This is a genomic window from Iodobacter fluviatilis (assembly GCF_004194535.1).
GTDB classification, from domain to species: domain Bacteria; phylum Pseudomonadota; class Gammaproteobacteria; order Burkholderiales; family Chitinibacteraceae; genus Iodobacter; species Iodobacter fluviatilis_A.
The window spans coordinates 3,163,023-3,181,053 of the sequence record NZ_CP025781.1 but is presented as its reverse complement, the minus strand read 5'-3'; the positions used below and the strand labels follow the sequence as shown (position 1 = coordinate 3,181,053).

The 18,031-nt window shown below is 49.3% G+C and carries 13 protein-coding genes and 3 rRNA genes; 10 read left to right on the top strand and 6 right to left on the bottom strand.

The window, feature by feature from the left end:
* Positions 1–94 precede the first annotated feature (94 nt).
* Positions 95–2,548, top strand: coding sequence for an ABC transporter permease (locus C1H71_RS14145; protein WP_130107119.1), 2,454 nt, complete (start codon positions 95–97; stop codon positions 2,546–2,548).
* A gap of 74 nt (positions 2,549–2,622) precedes the next feature.
* On the opposite strand, the gene C1H71_RS14140 is transcribed toward C1H71_RS14145, so the two are convergent.
* Complete coding sequence (locus C1H71_RS14140) at positions 2,623–5,412, bottom strand: M16 family metallopeptidase (protein ID WP_188053308.1); 2,790 nt, start codon at positions 5,410–5,412, stop codon at positions 2,623–2,625.
* Positions 5,413–5,628: 216 nt separating this feature from the next.
* On the opposite strand from C1H71_RS14140, the gene C1H71_RS20715 reads away from it, so the two are divergent.
* From C1H71_RS20715 to C1H71_RS14130, 4 genes are read left to right on the top strand one after another with little or no spacing between them, the layout of a single operon-like run.
* A complete protein-coding gene (locus tag C1H71_RS20715; RefSeq protein WP_188053306.1) occupies positions 5,629–5,766 on the top strand; it encodes a hypothetical protein in 138 nt (45 codons plus the stop codon).
* 33 nt (positions 5,767–5,799) lie between these two features.
* Positions 5,800–5,919 (top strand): MarR family transcriptional regulator, encoded by a 120-nt coding sequence (locus tag C1H71_RS14135; protein ID WP_130107117.1) that lies wholly within the window; start codon positions 5,800–5,802, stop codon positions 5,917–5,919.
* Positions 5,906–6,067, top strand: a complete 162-nt coding sequence (locus C1H71_RS20710; protein ID WP_188053304.1) for a hypothetical protein — start codon at positions 5,906–5,908, stop codon at positions 6,065–6,067. The genes C1H71_RS14135 and C1H71_RS20710 overlap by 14 nt, the downstream gene beginning before the upstream one ends.
* Positions 6,048–6,422: a TolC family protein gene (locus tag C1H71_RS14130; RefSeq protein WP_188053302.1), complete on the top strand. Its 375-nt coding sequence runs from the start codon at positions 6,048–6,050 to the stop codon at positions 6,420–6,422. The genes C1H71_RS20710 and C1H71_RS14130 overlap by 20 nt, the downstream gene beginning before the upstream one ends.
* 146 nt (positions 6,423–6,568) lie before the next feature.
* Here the strand turns inward: C1H71_RS14130 and C1H71_RS14125 are convergent, their stop codons facing one another.
* Positions 6,569–6,949, bottom strand: a complete 381-nt coding sequence (locus C1H71_RS14125; RefSeq protein WP_130107115.1) for a Rid family detoxifying hydrolase — start codon at positions 6,947–6,949, stop codon at positions 6,569–6,571.
* A 232-nt stretch (positions 6,950–7,181) separates the two neighbouring features.
* Between C1H71_RS14125 and C1H71_RS14120 the strand changes: the two genes are divergently transcribed.
* The 3 genes from C1H71_RS14120 to C1H71_RS14110 are packed head-to-tail and all read left to right on the top strand — an operon-like array spanning position 7,182 to position 9,652.
* Complete coding sequence (locus tag C1H71_RS14120) at positions 7,182–7,694, top strand: Spy/CpxP family protein refolding chaperone (protein WP_188053300.1); 513 nt, start codon at positions 7,182–7,184, stop codon at positions 7,692–7,694.
* A 12-nt stretch (positions 7,695–7,706) separates the two neighbouring features.
* Entirely contained in the window at positions 7,707–8,390 is a 684-nt protein-coding gene (locus C1H71_RS14115; RefSeq protein ID WP_188053297.1) for a response regulator, read from the top strand.
* A gap of 47 nt (positions 8,391–8,437) precedes the next feature.
* Positions 8,438–9,652 carry a HAMP domain-containing sensor histidine kinase gene (locus tag C1H71_RS14110; protein WP_130107113.1) on the top strand — a complete coding sequence of 405 codons (1,215 nt, stop codon included), beginning with the start codon at positions 8,438–8,440 and terminating at the stop codon, positions 9,650–9,652.
* Between the two features lie 201 nt (positions 9,653–9,853).
* On the opposite strand, the gene C1H71_RS14105 is transcribed toward C1H71_RS14110, so the two are convergent.
* The gene (locus C1H71_RS14105; protein ID WP_130107112.1) at positions 9,854–10,351 is read right to left on the bottom strand and encodes a GNAT family N-acetyltransferase; all 498 of its coding nucleotides are present in this window, start codon (positions 10,349–10,351) and stop codon (positions 9,854–9,856) included.
* 504 nt (positions 10,352–10,855) lie between these two features.
* Here C1H71_RS14105 and C1H71_RS14100 point away from each other — a divergent pair.
* Positions 10,856–11,389 (top strand): chorismate--pyruvate lyase family protein, encoded by a 534-nt coding sequence (locus C1H71_RS14100; protein ID WP_130107111.1) that lies wholly within the window; start codon positions 10,856–10,858, stop codon positions 11,387–11,389.
* A 111-nt stretch (positions 11,390–11,500) separates the two neighbouring features.
* Entirely contained in the window at positions 11,501–12,361 is an 861-nt protein-coding gene (ubiA, locus tag C1H71_RS14095) for a 4-hydroxybenzoate octaprenyltransferase (RefSeq protein WP_130107110.1), read from the top strand.
* A gap of 277 nt (positions 12,362–12,638) precedes the next feature.
* On the opposite strand, the gene rrf is transcribed toward ubiA, so the two are convergent.
* From rrf to C1H71_RS14080, 3 genes are all read right to left on the bottom strand, one after another.
* Positions 12,639–12,752 (bottom strand): 5S ribosomal RNA (rrf, locus tag C1H71_RS14090).
* 149 nt (positions 12,753–12,901) lie between these two features.
* Positions 12,902–15,792, bottom strand: a 23S ribosomal RNA gene (locus C1H71_RS14085).
* A gap of 448 nt (positions 15,793–16,240) precedes the next feature.
* Positions 16,241–17,774 (bottom strand): 16S ribosomal RNA (locus tag C1H71_RS14080).
* The 16S, 23S and 5S rRNA genes sit together here, the layout of an rRNA operon.
* Positions 17,775–18,031 lie beyond the last annotated feature (257 nt).

Below are 18,031 nucleotides of genomic sequence, written 5' to 3'. Positions count from 1 at the left end.
GCACCTGTGCCCACGCGCTTTCCACAAGGCTCTGCGCCTAGGCAGGATCAAGCATTTTTCCCGCCTCATCAGCATTCAAAAGTGACCCACTACCATGAATAAACTCAGCTGGCGTTTATTTTATCGCAGCTTTCAGGCTGGCGAATATCGAACTTTGTTGGCAGCACTGATTATTGCGATTGCGGCGCTGACGGCTGTTGGACTGTTGGCGGCCCGAATGGAGAAGCTGCTGGCGCTAGAAGCAAATGATTTGCTGGCAGCAGATGCCGTCATTAGCTCAGATCATCCACTGGCCATTAATTTTAAGCATGCTGCTGAGGCGCGGGGTTTAACAACGGCAGAAACAGCGGTTTTTCCGAGTATGGCAAGCTTTAACGGCCAGGTGATGCTGTCGTCGGTAAAGGCGGTCAGCCATGCCTATCCGCTGCGGGGCTTACTCAAGCTTGCCCCTGACGGCCATGCCTCTACAGCTCCGCAAGTTGGGACTGCCTTTGCCGATGCACGGCTGGCGGCCACTTTAAAACTACAAATCGGTGACACGCTAGAGCTTGGCCAACTCAAGCTTAAACTTGCTGGCTTGATTGAGCGCGAGCCCGATGCCGCGATGGATTTCTCTGGCATTCAGCCAAGGCTTATGATTAATCATCAAGATTTAGCCGCAAGTGGGTTATTAGGTTTTGGCAGCCGAGTAAAATATCGCCTACTCGTAGCTGGCCCCCCCGCCACCGTGGCCATATGGCATCAAGCGATGCAGCCTAACCTTGGCCGTGGCGAAAAACTAGAAAACGTTAAAGACGCCCGCCCCGAAGTAAAAACCGCTTTAGAGCGCGCCGAGCGTTTTTTACGCTTGACCTCTTTGCTGGCTGGCTGCTTAGCCGCCATGGCGATTTTACTGGCGGCACGGCGCTTTGCCAGCCGTCATTTTGATACCGTGGCACTGCTGCGCACGCTAGGAGCAAGCCGCGCCACAGTGCGCACTTTGCTGTTATCGCAACTTGCCCTGCTGACGCTGGCAGCCAGCCTGCTTGGTGGCCTGCTCGGCTGGGGCGCGCAAAGTTTGCTGGTGTTCAGTATTCAAGCTCGCCTGCCCGCGCCCTTGCCCGATGGCAATGTTTTGCCTTGGCTGATGGCGTCGCTACTGGGCTTGGTCCTGCTAATGGGCAGCGCTGGGCCGATGCTACTCGCGCTAGCCAACACGCCGCCACTACGGGTGCTGCGCCATGAGTTAGAGCCCAAAGCCAGCCTGATTTTGCAATGGGCTTTAACGCTACTCGCTCTCATGCTCTTGCTATGGTGGATTGCCAGCGAGGCCAAACTTGCGCTCATGGTGGGCGGCGGTATTGCCGCCACCTTACTGCTGGCGGGGGGATCTGGCCTAGCCCTGCTGTGGGTTTTACCGCGCATCCTGCCAGAGCACCCACTGCAACTTGCCCTGCGACAGCTACTGCGCCGCCCTGCTCTGGCCTTTACCCAGCTAGGTGCGCTAGCGATTGGGCTGCTAGGTATTTGGATACTCACCGTCATAGAAGGCGATTTACTTAAAGCTTGGGAAGATCGCGTACCTGCTAATGCGCCAAATCATTTTGCCGTTAATATTCAACCCGAGCAGGCTTTACGCTTTGAGCAAATATTTAGCCATAAGCACCTTGCTCCCCCCGCCCTACACAGCATGATTCGCGGCCGTTGGACAATGCAAAATAAAGCCACGGTTAAACCGCAATCGTTTAAAGAGGAAAATGCCCAACGCCTAGCCGAGCGCGAATTCAATCTATCTTGGGGTGAAAGCTTAAATGCCGACAACCGCATCACTGCGGGGAAACCATTAAATGACACGCAGCCCGGTTTTTCAGTAGAAGCAGGGCTGGCTAAAACCCTAAACATCAAGCTCGGTGATGTGCTGAGCTTTGATATTGCAGGCACCACCATCACCGCTCCAGTGATCAATTTGCGTGAGGTCAATTGGGATTCGTTTAAGGTAAATTTCTTTGTTGTGGCTAGCAAGGGGCTGGTTGCCGAGCTGCCCGCTAGCCTGATCAGCAGCTTTTATTTAAGCGAGACAGACAAAAATTTGGTACCAGAGCTAGTGCAGGCCCTTCCCAATGTCACCATTATCGACGTTGGCCAAGTGCTCGCCGAAGTACGGCGCATTTTAGATTTATCTGCGGCGGCATTGAGGCTGGTATTTATCTTCTGCATCGCCGCCGGCATCACGGTGCTATTTGCCGCGCTAGACACCACCGAAGCCGAACGCAGCCGCGAGGCCGCCATCTTGCGGGCACTGGGAGCAACGTCAAGAAAGCTACGTCATTTGTGGCTGACAGAAAGCCTGCTACTTGGCAGCATTGCAGGGTTGATTGCCGGATTAATGGCCAGTATCGGTGGTGTAGTGATCGGCCAAGAGTTACTAGAGCTCCCCGTAGCCTTCAACTACTGGCTGCCTTTTACCAGCCTGCTTGCAGGAGCCATGATCACCGGATTAGCCGTACTCAGACGCTTACATAAAATCAGCAGAACATCGCCTATGGTGCTGCTGAGAGATGCAGGATAAAGGCTGAATAAAAAGGCTTAGGGCGAGTTACGCTTATAAAAAACACTAAGCTAACCCGCCCTCATTAACATCAATTACTTCTTCGCAAAATCACCTGCATACACCACTGAAAGCGCTGTTGGATCGAGGTATTTCACCATCACCGCTTTGATTTTCTCTGGTGTTAGTGCGGCAATTTTCGCTTCAAACTCAGCGCTAAATTGCATGGTTCGGCCAAGGTATAAATTGCTGTTTAATGCACCCGCAAGGCTTCCATCCTGAGTACGGGATAATTGTAATTGCTGCAAGAAGCTCTCCTTGCCTAATTTTACCTCTTCGTCCTTAAAGCCTTCTTGGCGCGCTTTAGCGATTTCTTCACGCATCCCCGCCTCTAACTTGGCCCGATTTTCTGGGGCGTAAATAGCGTAAGTTATAAAGCTGCCCGATTCATCGGTGGCAGAGGCTTGCAATCTAGAGCCGCCACCATAGCTAATCCCATCTTTCTGGCGAATCCGTTCCAATATTCTGGAATTCATACTGCCGCCTAATAAGTAATTAGCTAACACTAAGGCAGGATAATCAGCGTGCTGATCACCAACCGGTAATGCTAAACGCCCCACAAAAAAGGCATTGGCTTTATCAGGGGTTTGCTGCTTGATATCGAGCGGTTTATTCCCCTGAAAAGGCCTGCTTAAACGAGCGTAATCTTGCTTAGCATTCCAATTGCCATATTGCTCAGCCAATTGTGCCTTAATCACCGCCTCGTCAAAATCCCCCACCACGGCAACTTCAGCGTGATTCGCACCGTAATACGCTTGCCAGAACGATTTAAGCTCGGCTAATTTAATGGTTTTCAATTGCACAATACGTTGCTCAATTGAAATATAAGCGCGTGGATCGCCAACTGGCCAAGTGTTTAAGTGGGAGCTCAATAAATCAGAAGCAATTGACTGCGGCTCCTTGCGTGAAGATTCTAGCTGAGCCAATTCTTGATTAATCAGCAGCGCAAATTCTGCGTCATCAAACGCAGGCTGGCGCAAAGCATCGTTAACTAAATCCAATACTCTCGGCAATTTATCTTTTATCGTTTCTACATAAATGGATAAACGATTGACATCACCACTGATTTGCAATTTGGCTTGCAGCTGATCTAATTGCTCAGCAAACTGCTTGCTAGTAAGCTTTTTAGTGCCGCGATCCAGTATTGCTGCGGTCAAGCCTGCCACCATGGCTTTATCTTTTAAATTAGTTTCATTGCCCATATTAAACGATAAGCTAGCCGAAACGGTATTGCCCCGCGTAGTTTTAGGTAAGAAAGCGTATTTCATGCCATTAGCAAATTGGCCATGATGTGTGCGCTTATTGATATTCTCTGGCGTAGCCACAAAGCGCTCGCCCGCAGCCACGGCAACACCCGGTTTAAATTGCTGCAATTGTGCGGCCAAATCTACTTTGGCGGGCTGAGGTGCACGCTGCGGATCGGCTTCTGGAATAAACTCGCCGGTGGTGCGATTACTGGCTTTTAACCAAGTTTGTGCTACGCGTTGTACATCGGCTTTAGTCAACGCTTTAATACGGTCTCTTAATAGCAGTAATAGACGCCAATCACCATTACCAATATGATCCGATAAAGCCACACCCAATTGCTCTGGGTTATTAAATACTTTGGCCATATCACTATCAATTTTTGCCTTAGCACGCGTTAACTCTTCATCACTAATAGGATTAGCCGCTAAATCTTCAATGGTATTGATTAATACTTTTTTAGCCATCACGATGGTTTGATCGTTTTTTAGCTCGGTTGCAAATGCAATATTTTGCTCACTGCGTAGCTCCGCGCCAAACATAATAAAACTGGGTTCTTCTAAATTAGCCGACCATGAAAACACGCCGGTTCCCAGTTTGCTTTCTACCAGCGATTTATATAACCGGCCATTTGGTGTATCACCCAAAATCACTTGCAACGCTTCAAAAGCCGCGTAATCAGGGTGAGCAGCAGGCACGGTATGGTAGGCCGCCGCCACAAACTGGCTATCTCCCACGCGGCGCACCACCACACTCCGTTCGCCGTCTTGAACGGGGTCTAGAGTGTAAGTGGCTTCAATAATGCGTTTTGGGCGCGGGATCACGCCAAATTTCTTTTCAATCAGCTTAAGTGTTTGGGCGGTATCAAACGAGCCCGCCACCACCAGCACCGCGTTATCGGGCTGATAATATTTGCGCCAAAAATCTTGCAAGCGTGGAATGCTGACGTTTTCTACGTCGGTACGTGCACCAATTGTGTCTTTACCATAGTTATGCCACTGATACGCTGCCGACAGCACCCGCTGAATGAGCACGCGTGAAGGTGAATTTTCGTTTTTTTCCATTTCATTACGGACGACAGAAAACTCAGTTTTTAGATCGTCGCCAGAAATACGTGAATTCACCATTCGATCTGCTTCCATCGAGATCGCCCACTCCAAGGTCTCAGGCTTTGCCGCGAAAGTTTCGTAGTAATTGGTGCGGTCTAGCCAAGTGGTGCCATTAAACTGAACGCCACGCTGGCTCATTTCTTCCCACAATCTTGGATGCGCCTTACTGCCCTTGAACATCAAATGTTCTAACAAATGGGCCATGCCCGTTTCACCGTAGTTTTCGTGCTTTGAACCAACCCGATAAGTGATATTCACCGTGGTCACTGGCTTACTTGCATCTGGCACCAGTAATACTTTCAGACCGTTATCTAATTGATACTCTTGAATCCCTTCAACAGTACGAATCAACTTAAGCCCTGCTACCGCTGCTTGCGCACTGGCTTGTGGCTTGGTTGCCGCAGGGCTGATTGTAGGGAAGAAGGCAAAAGTGAGAAGTAAGCTTAAAAGCGTAAGACGAGGTGGCTTCATAATTTCCATCGATAATTAGCAATTTATGACGTGGATATAACTTACTCAATTATGTCCATATTTAAGCATAAAGAGAAAGCATTTCATGTGAGGACGTAATATTTTTAATTCAACTCGAGTCAGTATATTTAAGAGTTTGAAATAAAACTTGGCAATAGTAAGGGGGCAATCACATAAAAATTAGCTGCCATGCTAACGATTAACTATGGGAGGTATATGAATCCGATCAGAACCCAATTAAGTATTGCCCTCGCCAGCGATCTCACACTACTGTCGCAACTATATCGCAGTGCCGTTGATCAATGTGCACATCGCCATGCTTTAACCTTAGCCAGCGCTTGGCCTTTAGTGTAGATAGGCCTCAGCTAAGCAGGCATTCGCCATGGTGTGCTAGCCGAAATGGTGGGCATTGAAGCGGCTTCTTTAATCCGTGTAGTTGATCGCCTCGTGGCCGATCCATTAGTTTTACGTAGCGAAGACACACAAGATAGGCGTGCCAAAAATTAGTCGTAGTATTGAAGCATCACAAACCGATAGCGAAGCCGCTAAAACCGCTTACGATTTAGTCTGCGTCTCGGTCGCTGGTGAAACCACCCGCGCCTTCACTGATATCTGCACTTGGCAAACAACTGCAAGTGGCTGGGCGTTCGGTTAGCTTGCAGCAGCAGCGCTTAGGCTTAGATGAAAAACGATTAAAAACAGGTAGGGGAACCACGCTGAATGTGGTGCGTTCACGCGGGCAACTCGCCCAATTGCAAGCCGCCCTACCGCCTTTAGAAGCCCAGCGTCGCATCGCCATGTACCGGCTTGCTGAGCTCACCGGCCATGTTCCTGAAGCCATAGAAAAAGTACTCCCCACCACTTACCAGCAATCAGATTGCGGTATTTATGGCGCTAGCAGCCTGTCGGACTTAAGCGATCGTAGCGAGGGAAAGACCGGTTTGAGACAGATTTCGCGGGTTTTTGAGGCGAATAGCTGGCTATTCAACGAGAAAATGCGTGAAATATGACCAAATCCAGCTTTTCCGCAGTAGATCAGTCTTAAGTCCGACAGGCTGCTAGGCGGATGGTGGGATGAATAAGCTGCATCAGGACGATGCAGCTTTATATATCAAAGACTGGGTTTGCTATCAACAGCGAGCAAACCCAATATTGCTTAACTACGCAATGCAATCACTTCAATTTCAACCATCGCATCTTTAGGCAAACGCGCTACTTCTACACAGCTACGTGCTGGGTAGCTGCCGGTGCCTTCAAAGAAGCGGCTATACGCTTCGTTAACTTCGCCAAAATTATTTAGGTCTTTTACATACACCGTGGTCTTAATAATGTGAGATGCATTCAAGCCCGCTTCCGCAAGAATAGCCGCCACATTAGCCAAGCACTGCGTGGTTTGATCGCCTGCCGCAGCAGGCATCTCACCCGTTGCTGCATTGATAGGGAGCTGGCCAGAAGTAAATACGAGCTGGCCGATATCTTTAGCCTGAACGTAAGGGCCGATGGCGGCAGGTGCTTGGCTGGTATGTATATCTTTCATGATGTGTCCTTATTAATGAAGAGCGATCATCGCTATAAGCAACGCCCCCCCTTTTAGGGCACAAAGCTGTGAGCTGGCAATGCTGATGACGATAAATCAGTCGGTAAGCGCAATGATACCCGAGTCTGCTCGGCTTATGCTTTACACAACTTTACACAAAGCACACAAACGCTTTACCTCCGGTGGCTATTCTGTAGGTGTTGCAAGCCTATTCATTCCCAAGGAAGCCATTATGTTTAATGCACTGAAAACTAAATTCCAACATCGTCATCGCCGTGCCGCCATTATTGCCGTGCTCGGTCTTTCACTCGGCGGCCTAGCCTATGCCGCAGCCCCCGAACATTGCGGCGGCCCTGGGATGCGCCACGGCAATCCTGAGCAAATGCAAAAAATGATGCAAAGCCGCTTAGAAAAAATGCTGCAAGAGATCAATGCAACTGAAGCGCAAAAAAGCCAGCTAAAACCACTAGCCGAGCAAGCCTTTGCCGAAATGAAAATCCAACGTAAAGCCATGGGCAATGATCACGATGAGCTGCGTAAATTATTTAGCCAAAACACCGTTGATGCCGCACAGCTTGAAACCTTGCGCGCCGCTAAAATTAAGGTCATGGACGATTCATCGCGTAAACTAACCGCACTTGTGGCGGAAGCAAGCCGTATCCTCACGCCAGAGCAAAGGCTTAAGCTGGTTGAAAAAATGGAAAAACGCCGCGGCCATCGTGGTGATAAAAATCTAACTAAATAAAGAGCTTAGCGCATGAACAAATCACTTTTATTGATCGACGACGATCAACGCCTCACCGCCATGCTGGCCGAATACTTACGCCAGCAAGGGTTTAGTGTGATGATTGCCGACGACGGTAAAAGTGGTTTGGCTGCCCTTGCCAGCCAGCATTTTTCGGCGCTAATTTTAGACTTAATGCTGCCAGACACCGATGGCTTAGATTTATGCCGGCAGATTCGCCAAACTCATCCGCTGCCCATACTGATGCTCACCGCCCGAGGCGATGTCACCGATAGAATCGTCGGCTTAGAGCTGGGCGCGGATGATTATTTGGCCAAGCCTTTTGATGCCAGAGAATTACTGGCAAGGCTGCGCGCTATCTTGCGCCGCCATAGCACACCCTCTGACGGCAGCTTACGTTTTAATGATATTGAGATAGACCCAGACGCCCGCAGCGTGCAGCTGGCTGGGCAAGATTGCAATATCACCAGCTATCAGTTTGATTTGCTGCTATGCCTCGCCCGTCAAGCTGGTAAGGTGATGAGCCGCGAGCAAATCATGGATCACGTTCGCGGTGAAGCGCTGGAAGCGTTTGATCGCAGTATCGATGTGCATATTTCCAAACTCCGCGCAGCGTTGGGTGATGATTCCAAATCGCCCAAACGCATCATCACCGTACGGGGTGTCGGCTATGTATTTGCTAAAAATGATGATTAAGCCTTAGAGCGCAATCCCCCAAACATAAAGCAAAACAAGGATGTATCGTGCGGCACAAGCTTTATTGGCAGATTTACCTTACAGTAGTCAGCAGCCTCGCTCTATTTGCCATCCTAGCAGGCTTGCTCTACCAATTGCATGACGATCCTCCCCCCAAACGTCTGCTCCACGGCACAGCCAACCTGCTAGCCACCGCACTACCACCAGCCAGCGCCCCTATTACCGAGCAAGCCACGGCCTTTACCAAGCTAACGCAGGAATTTGATGTCCCTATCAGCTTTTATGCGGCCAATGGGCAATTAATTGCCAGCACAGGGGACACCTTAAACGAAGCTGAGCGCCGTAAAACGCGCTTTATCCAGCTGCGCATGCCTGATCAGCGCCTGCTCACCCTATCCCCGCCTCGCCACCGCGAAAAAAACTTTGGCCTCTTAGGCAGTTTTGCCCTGCTGGCGCTGGCAGTCGCCATTAGCGCGCTGCCACTGACACGTAAACTCACCCGTCGGCTAGAAGCTTTGGCCAACCAACTGGATGCACTCGCAGAAGGCGATTTTTCCGCCCGCTTGCCCGTGCTTGGTAAAGATGAAGTTTCCAGACTATCCAGTCGTTTTAACCACGCGGCCGAGCAAATTGCCGAGCTACTGAATGCGCACAAAAACCTACTCGCCCACGCCTCACATGAATTACGCTCGCCACTGGCTCGTTTACAAATGGCAGCCACGCTATTAGGTGAGCACGCCCCAGCGCATTTACAAATTGAATTAAGCCAAAATATCAACGAGCTGAACGAACTAGTAGAAGAAATTCTGCTGATGAGCCGGCTAGATGCCAAGCCCTCCAGTCTACAAACCCAATCGATTGATTTACTCGAACTATGCCAAATTGAAGCCGCCCCTTACCAAGCAAACGTGGATGGCTCAAGCCTTTTTATTGATGCCGACCCACGGCTATTAAAACGACTGGTACGCAATCTATTAGAAAACGCCGCTCGCTATGGCCTTGCCCCAGTAAGTGTTCAGATCAGTCAAACGACAGAAAACGTTTATCTCTGTATTTGCGACCAAGGTCAAGGCATCGCAACAGCAGCCCAGCCCCATTTATTTGAACCCTTTTACCGCCCCCCTGGTACACCAGAAGGCAAAGGGGGCCATGGCCTAGGCTTAGCCTTGGTGAAACGCATCGCCGAGCATCACGGCGGCAGCGTTGAATATCAAGCCAGTCTAGGAGGAGGAAGCTGCTTTAAGGTAAATCTAAAAAAGTAATTGAGTAGGTGCAGAAAAGAGAAGGTGCTTCATCATGCCCACCACCTTAGCCTTCTAGCAGCCTGTCGGACTTAAGCGATCGTAGCGAGGGAAAGACCGGTTTGAGACAGATTTCGCGGGTTTTTGAGGCGAATAGCTGGCTATTCAACGAGAAAATGCGTGAAATATGGCCAAATCCGGCTTTTCTGTAGTAGATCAGTCTTAAGCCCAACAGCCTTCTAGCCACTTATACATCACCAGCGTATCAACCAACCCCAAGCGCTTATGCCGATAAGCTTTAGGCACTCTACCCACCGCCTCAAATCCCAGCTTTTGCCATAGCCCTACCGCCACTGTATTTGTGAAAACCACGGCATTAAATTGCATGGCTTTAAACCCCAAGGCCAAAGCACGCTGCTGTGAATGCAAGCAAAGGCGCTGAGCAACACCCTTACCCCGCGCCGCTGCAGCCACCATATAGCCACAATTGCAAACATGCTCGCCCGGCCCGCTGGCATTGGGCTTTATATAGTAAGAGCCAAGCAACTCACCGTCTTCTACCAGCACATAAGTCTCTGCAGGCAACAGACACCACAGCTCATAGCCCTGTTGCTCAGTGAGCCTTGCATCAAAAGCATAGGTCTCTTCTGCCTGAATAATCGCCACAAAAGTCGGCCAAAATTGAGAAAATAATACTGGGGTTATTGGAATAATGTTCATTACCGCACCTTAAATCGCCAAAGAAATTTTTCATATGCAGTGCACAAAAAAATACGCCAACCCTGCTCGGTATAAATCAAGTTATACGATGTATGAAAAATCCAAGGCGCAAAATCTGCCCGCTCTATCGTCTAAGGCATGATTTGCTCCCTGCTTGATCATGCTTGAAATAATAAGCGTAGCCTTCTCATAAGCATTTGCAGTATAGAAATGGCATAGATCCAGCATATTGCTTTTCACTGCATCAAAAGCACGTCAATGAATATACTGGCCATTTTGCGCTAGGCCCGAAGGAAGTCCATAAAATTAGGCAATGCACTCACCATCTAATAAATTAAACGCTACGCAATATTGACTTAAAAACAACTCAACATCGTAATCAATTGTCATTGCTTTAATTTTAATCCATTTAAAATTAGATATTTCTATATAAAACGCCACACAAGTACACAATCCCACAGGCACTGCTTATAATCGACGTTTTCTGTACCTTGGCGTGTTTTTATGTCATTGCAGCAACACTGGCGCACCCCACTCTGTCTTGCCCCACGGCATTTACTTCCTTGGCTTACCGAGAGAGGCTCGCTCACCACAATGCTGATGGCACACTTTCCCAATATCTCCGTAAAAGTGATCTTCCAAGGCTGGCAAGCGGCCCATTTAGATGAAATGGACTGCTTAGGCCCCATCGCGCATCAACAAAACATCGCCTGCCGTGAAGTTTTATTAAAAAGTAATCAGCAGCCACTGGTATACGCCCACAGCATTACCACCGCCTCAGCCTTGCGCAAGGGCTTCCATCTATTTGGTCGTAGTGGCAGCCGGCCACTGGGTGCCTTACTTTTTGCTGACCCTAAAATCCAACGCTCAAGCCTAAGCTGGTGCTGTATCGATACACGCCACCCTCTCTGGCAAAAAGCGCAAGCTGCAGTGGGCCATTTACCACAAAGGCTATGGGCAAGACGTTCAGTATTTTACTCTGGCTGCGATAAACTATTAGTTACAGAAGTCTTCTTATCCAGCATCAATTGTAAGTAACCCAACAAACCAAGCGCCTATGGCTGCTTTGCCATAATTTTTCCTTACTTCCCCTGCTGATAATGATCAGTAAAGTAAGCTTATAGACCTTTCTTAATAGAACATTTCTCTATGCCGCCACGTATTTCTGCTTACGCGCGTCTCATGCGCATCGACAAACCAATCGGTACCCTATTACTACTCTGGCCTACGCTTTGGGCACTCTGGTTTGCTAGCAATGGCCGTCCAGATCCATTGCTGCTGCTTATTTTTTGCCTAGGCACGTTTCTAATGCGTGCTGCTGGCTGCGTCATTAATGATTATGTCGATCGCAATTTTGACGGCTACGTTGAACGCACACAAGCTAGGCCACTGGTGTCAGGTGAAGTACGCCCCAAAGAAGCACTTTGGCTTGCAGCAGGTTTGGCTATCAGCGCTTTTTTAATCGCGTTACCATTAAATAAACTAACACTTTTGCTCACTATCCCTGCTATTTTTTTAGCGGGAAGTTACCCCTTCACAAAGCGTTTTTTAGCTCTACCACAAGCCTATTTAGGCATCGCCTTTGGCTTTGGCATCCCCATGGCATTTACAGCGCAAACCAATAGCGTGCCCGCTTTTGCGTGGATCTTACTCGTAGCCAATATCCTATGGACCATAGCTTACGACACCGAATACGCAATGGTTGATCGTGCCGATGATTTAAAAATTAGCATTAAAACTTCAGCGATTACCTTTGGCCGCTTTGACGTCGCCGCTATTATGCTGTGCTTTATCAGCTTTATTGCCATCATGATTTACCTAGGCTTAAGCAGCCAGCGCGGCCCTATCTACTTTACGTCACTACTGATTGCTAGCGGCCTTTGCTTTCAACAATACAGCCAAATCATGGCCCGTGAACCTGCGGATTGTTTTAAAGCTTTTTTAAGCAATAACCGAGTTGGAGCAATCATTTTTATTGGCATCGTGCTGGATTACTGGCTAAAACATTAAGATCAAATAGATAGTTAGACTCCAAAAAGGCGAACACGCACAGCGTATTCGCCTTCTTTATTACTCAAGCCATAGACCATAGCTCATAACTCAGACGTTCGGGCATAGATCGGGAAGTCTGCGCGCGAAGTTTACCTCGCCCAGCGATGATCTAGTATCCGTACCCCAACAAGCAAAAAACCACGCTCATTCGTGCGCTTTTCTTCCGCCCAAAACAAAACCCCCGCCTCTTTCGAGTACGGGGGTTTTGTTTACTACGTCTTTACTACTAATGGGGGTCTGGCAATGACCTACTTTCACACAGGTAATCTGCACTATCATCGGCGCTAAGGTGTTTCACTGTCCTGTTCGGGATGGGAAGGAGTGGGGCCACCTCGCTATGGTCGCCAGACTTTAACGGGTTAACTCGTTGCACTTATTGCTCTGCAACGCGTTCAGTTCAATAGAAGAAGTAATATATTGCTTTGTATTGCTTGTTTCTCAAATTTAGTTTTCTAATCTGGGTAGATTATACCGTCGCACACACGCGCTTCAGGTTATAGGATCAAGCCTTACGGGCAATTAGTATCGGTTAGCTTAACACATTACTGCGCTTCCACACCCGACCTATCAACGTCCTGGTCTCGAACGACCCTTTAAAAGGCTTAAAGCCTTGGGGAAATCTCATCTTGAGGCGAGTTTCGCGCTTAGATGCTTTCAGCGCTTATCTCTTCCAGATTTAGCTACCCGGCGATGCCACTGGCGTGACAACCGGTACACCAGAGATCTGTCCACTCCGGTCCTCTCGTACTAGGAGCAGCCCCCCTCAAATTTCCAACGCCCACTGCAGATAGGGACCAAACTGTCTCACGACGTTTTGAACCCAGCTCACGTACCACTTTAAATGGCGAACAGCCATACCCTTGGGACCGGCTACAGCCCCAGGATGTGATGAGCCGACATCGAGGTGCCAAACTCCGCCGTCGATGTGAACTCTTGGGCGGAATCAGCCTGTTATCCCCGGAGTACCTTTTATCCGTTGAGCGATGGCCCTTCCATTCAGAACCACCGGATCACTATGTCCTGCTTTCGCACCTGCTCGACTTGTCTGTCTCGCAGTTAAGCCGCCTTATGCCATTACACTATCAGTACGATGTCCGACCGTACCTAGGCGACCTTCGAGCTCCTCCGTTACAATTTGGGAGGAGACCGCCCCAGTCAAACTGCCTACCATGCACGGTCCCCGATCCGGATAACGGACCAAGGTTAGAACCTCAAAGGGGTCAGGGTGGTATTTCAAGGTTGGCTCCACACAGACTAGCGTCCATGCTTCAATGCCTCCCACCTATCCTACACAAACCACTTCAAAGTCCAATGCAAAGCTACAGTAAAGGTTCACGGGGTCTTTCCGTCTAGCAGCGGGGAGATTGCATCTTCACAAACATTTCAACTTCGCTGAGTCTCAGGAGGAGACAGTAGGGCCATCGTTACGCCATTCGTGCGGGTCGGAACTTACCCGACAAGGAATTTCGCTACCTTAGGACCGTTATAGTTACGGCCGCCGTTTACTGGGACTTCAGTCAAGAGCTTGCACCCCATCATTTAATCTTCCAGCACCGGGCAGGCGTCACACCCTATACGTCGTCTTTCGACTTTGCAGAGTGCTGTGTTTTTGATAAACAGTCGCAGCCCCCATTTCTCTGCGACCCATTTCAGCTCCAGCCGCGAGGGCCTTCACTTAATATGGGCTCACCTTCTCCCGAAGTTACGGTGATAATTTGCCGAGTTCCTTCTCCTGAGTTCTCTCAAGCACCTTAGAATTCTCTTCCTACCCACCTGTGTCGGTTTGCGGTACGGTCAATATAAAGCTGAAGCTTAGAGGCTTTTCTTGGAAGCATAGGATCAATCACTTCAGTCCGAGGACTTCGTCGTCACGTCTCAGCGTTATAGCAGCCCGGATTTGCCTAAGCCACACGCCTACTCGCTTAAACCCACTATTCCAACAGTGGGCTGACCTACCTTTCTCCGTCCCCCCATCGCACTTTATATCGGTACGGGAATATTAACCCGTTGTCCATCGACTACGCATTTCTGCCTCGCCTTAGGGGCCGACTCACCCTGCGCCGATGAACGTTGCGCAGGAAACCTTGGGTTTTCGGTGTGCGGGCTTTTCACCCGCATTATCGCTACTCATGTCAGCATTCGCACTTCCGATACCTCCAGCATCCTTCTCAAGACACCTTCGCAGGCCTACGGAACGCTCCTCTACCATATGCACATCGTGCATATTCGCGTCTTCGGTTATCAGTTTGAGCCCCGTTACATCTTCCGCGCAGGACGACTCGACCAGTGAGCTATTACGCTTTCTTTAAATGATGGCTGCTTCTAAGCCAACATCCTGGCTGTCTATGCCTTCCCACCTCGTTTTCCACTTAACTGATTATTTGGGACCTTAGACGGCGATCTGGGTTGTTTCCCTCTTGACCATGGACGTTAGCACCCACAGTCTGTCTCCCATGCTCGCACTTGACGGTATTCAGAGTTTGCCATGGTTTGGTAAGTCGCGATGACCCCCTAGCCATAACAGTGCTTTACCCCCGTCAGTGATACATGAGGCACTACCTAAATAGTTTTCGAGGAGAACCAGCTATTTCCAAGTTTGTTTAGCCTTTCACCCCTATCCACAGCTCATCCCCTAATTTTGCAACATTAGTGGGTTCGGACCTCCACTGCGTTTTACCGCAGCTTCATCCTGGCCATGGATAGATCACTTGGTTTCGGGTCTACGCCCAGCAACTATGCGCCCTATTCGGACTCGGTTTCCCTACGCCTCCCCTACTCGGTTAAGCTTGCTACTGAACGTAAGTCGCTGACCCATTATACAAAAGGTACGCAGTCACCCCATTTTGCAAGGGCTCCCACTGTTTGTATGCATCCGGTTTCAGGTTCTATTTCACTCCCCTCCCGGGGTTCTTTTCGCCTTTCCCTCACGGTACTGGTTCACTATCGGTCGATGATGAGTATTTAGCCTTGGAGGATGGTCCCCCCATCTTCAAACAGGATTTCTCGTGTCCCGCCCTACTTGTCGCATGCTTAGTACCAACCAATCTCTTTCGTGTACGGGGCTATCACCCACTGTCGCCAGACTTTCCAGACTGTTCCACTAAAGTTTGATTTATCACATGCAGGCTCTTCCCATTTCGCTCGCCACTACTTTGGGAATCTCGGTTGATTTCTTTTCCTTCGGCTACTTAGATGTTTCAGTTCGCCGAGTTCGCTCTACATCACCTATGTATTCAGTGATGAGTGACCCAAAAGGGCCGGGTTTCCCCATTCGGATATCACGGGATCAATGCTTATTTGCCAGCTCCCCCGTGCTTTTCGCAGGCTAACGCGTCCTTCTTCGCCTATCATCGCCAAGGCATCCACCAGATGCACTTAGTCGCTTGATCCTATAACCTCAAACACGTGAAAAATATTCGCCAAGCTACTGCGAAGTACAATGACTGCGTTAAAAAACGACTCGAAATCCTCATTTACATACGTAAACTCCGGTTTCTCGTCTTTTTTTGCCTTGTCCTTGCACTTCTCGCCACGTCTGACAAAGATTTTTATGGCCGAAACCAATCACATCTTTAAAGTATCTGATTTCGCTTTGTTTGCGACACTTAAACCTCAGTTCTGACTTCGAGATTTAAGTTTTGATACAATCTACCCTTATTTATTTCTAAATTTGAGTATTACTTCTTCTATTTTTTTAAAGATCAATGTACTGGCTTGCTGTGAAGCAATCAGAACTAATGTGACTTTTTAATCGCATTAGTGCTCAATCCTTCAATCACAATCCTTAAACCTACAGTCGATGAGTGTGAGTACTCAATCCAAAAGACTTTTCTCTTGAAAGGAGGTGATCCAGCCGCAGGTTCCCCTACGGCTACCTTGTTACGACTTCACCCCAGTCATGAATCCCACCGTGGTAAGCGGCCTCCTTACGGTTAGCCTACCTACTTCTGGTGAAACCCATTCCCATGGTGTGACGGGCGGTGTGTACAAGGCCCGGGAACGTATTCACCGCGACATGCTGATCCGCGATTACTAGCGATTCCGACTTCATGGAGTCGAGTTGCAGACTCCAATCCGGACTACGATCGGTTTTATGAGATTAGCTCCACCTCGCGGCTTGGCAACCCTCTGTACCGACCATTGTATGACGTGTGAAGCCCTAGCCATAAGGGCCATGAGGACTTGACGTCATCCCCACCTTCCTCCGGTTTGTCACCGGCAGTCTCCTTAAAGTGCCCAACTAAATGGTAGCAACTAAGGACAAGGGTTGCGCTCGTTGCGGGACTTAACCCAACATCTCACGACACGAGCTGACGACAGCCATGCAGCACCTGTGTTCAAGTTCCTTGCGGCACTCCCCGATCTCTCAGGGATTCTTGACATGTCAAGGCTAGGTAAGGTTTTTCGCGTTGCATCGAATTAATCCACATCATCCACCGCTTGTGCGGGCCCCCGTCAATTCCTTTGAGTTTTAGCCTTGCGGCCGTACTCCCCAGGCGGTCTACTTCACGCGTTAGCTGCGTTACTAAGGAACGAATTCCCCAACAACTAGTAGACATCGTTTAGGGCGTGGACTACCAGGGTATCTAATCCTGTTTGCTCCCCACGCTTTCGTGCATGAGTGTCAGTATTAGCCCAGGGGGTTGCCTTCGCCATCGGTGTTCCTCCGCATCTCTACGCATTTCACTGCTACACGCGGAATTCCACCCCCCTCTGCCATACTCTAGTTGACCAGTTTGCAATGCAATTCCCAGGTTGAGCCCGGGGCTTTCACATCACACTTAATCAACCACCTGCGCACCCTTTACGCCCAGTAATTCCGATTAACGCTTGGACCCTACGTATTACCGCGGCTGCTGGCACGTAGTTAGCCGGTCCTTATTCTTCCGGTACTGTCATCCCCAAGAGGTATTAGCCCCTAGGATTTCCTCCCGAACAAAAGCGCTTTACAACCCGAAGGCCTTCTTCACGCACGCGGCATTGCTGGATCAGGCTTGCGCCCATTGTCCAAGATTCCCCACTGCTGCCTCCCGTAGGAGTCTGGACCGTGTCTCAGTTCCAGTGTGGCGGATCGTCCTCTAAGACCCGCTACAGATCGTTGCCTTGGTGAGCCTTTACCTCACCAACTAGCTAATCTGATATCGGCCGCTCTAATAACGAGAGGTCTTGCGATCCCCCTCTTTCCCCCTCAGGGCGTATGCGGTATTAGCTATCCTTTCGGATAGTTATCCCCCATTACTAGGTACGTTCCGATATATTACTCACCCGTTCGCCACTCGTCAGCGGTGCAAGCACCCTGTTACCGTTCGACTTGCATGTGTAAAGCATGCCGCCAGCGTTCAATCTGAGCCAGGATCAAACTCTTTAGTTTAATCGCTAAGCTAGTACTTACTGGCTTACTTTATTTTGAACATCCATCGCTGGATATTCATCACTCATGTAAGCACTTGTTTCGCTTCCGAATCAAGCACTCACACTCATCGACTGTATTTTTTTAAAGATCATTCGCTACTGCTAGAACACCGTGTTGCTGTGTGCGCTGCAGCGAGAGGCCGAACTATACCGATGGGACTTTGTTCGGTCAATCCTTTTTTTACTGAACAAGCAAAAAAACGGATAAGACGTTGA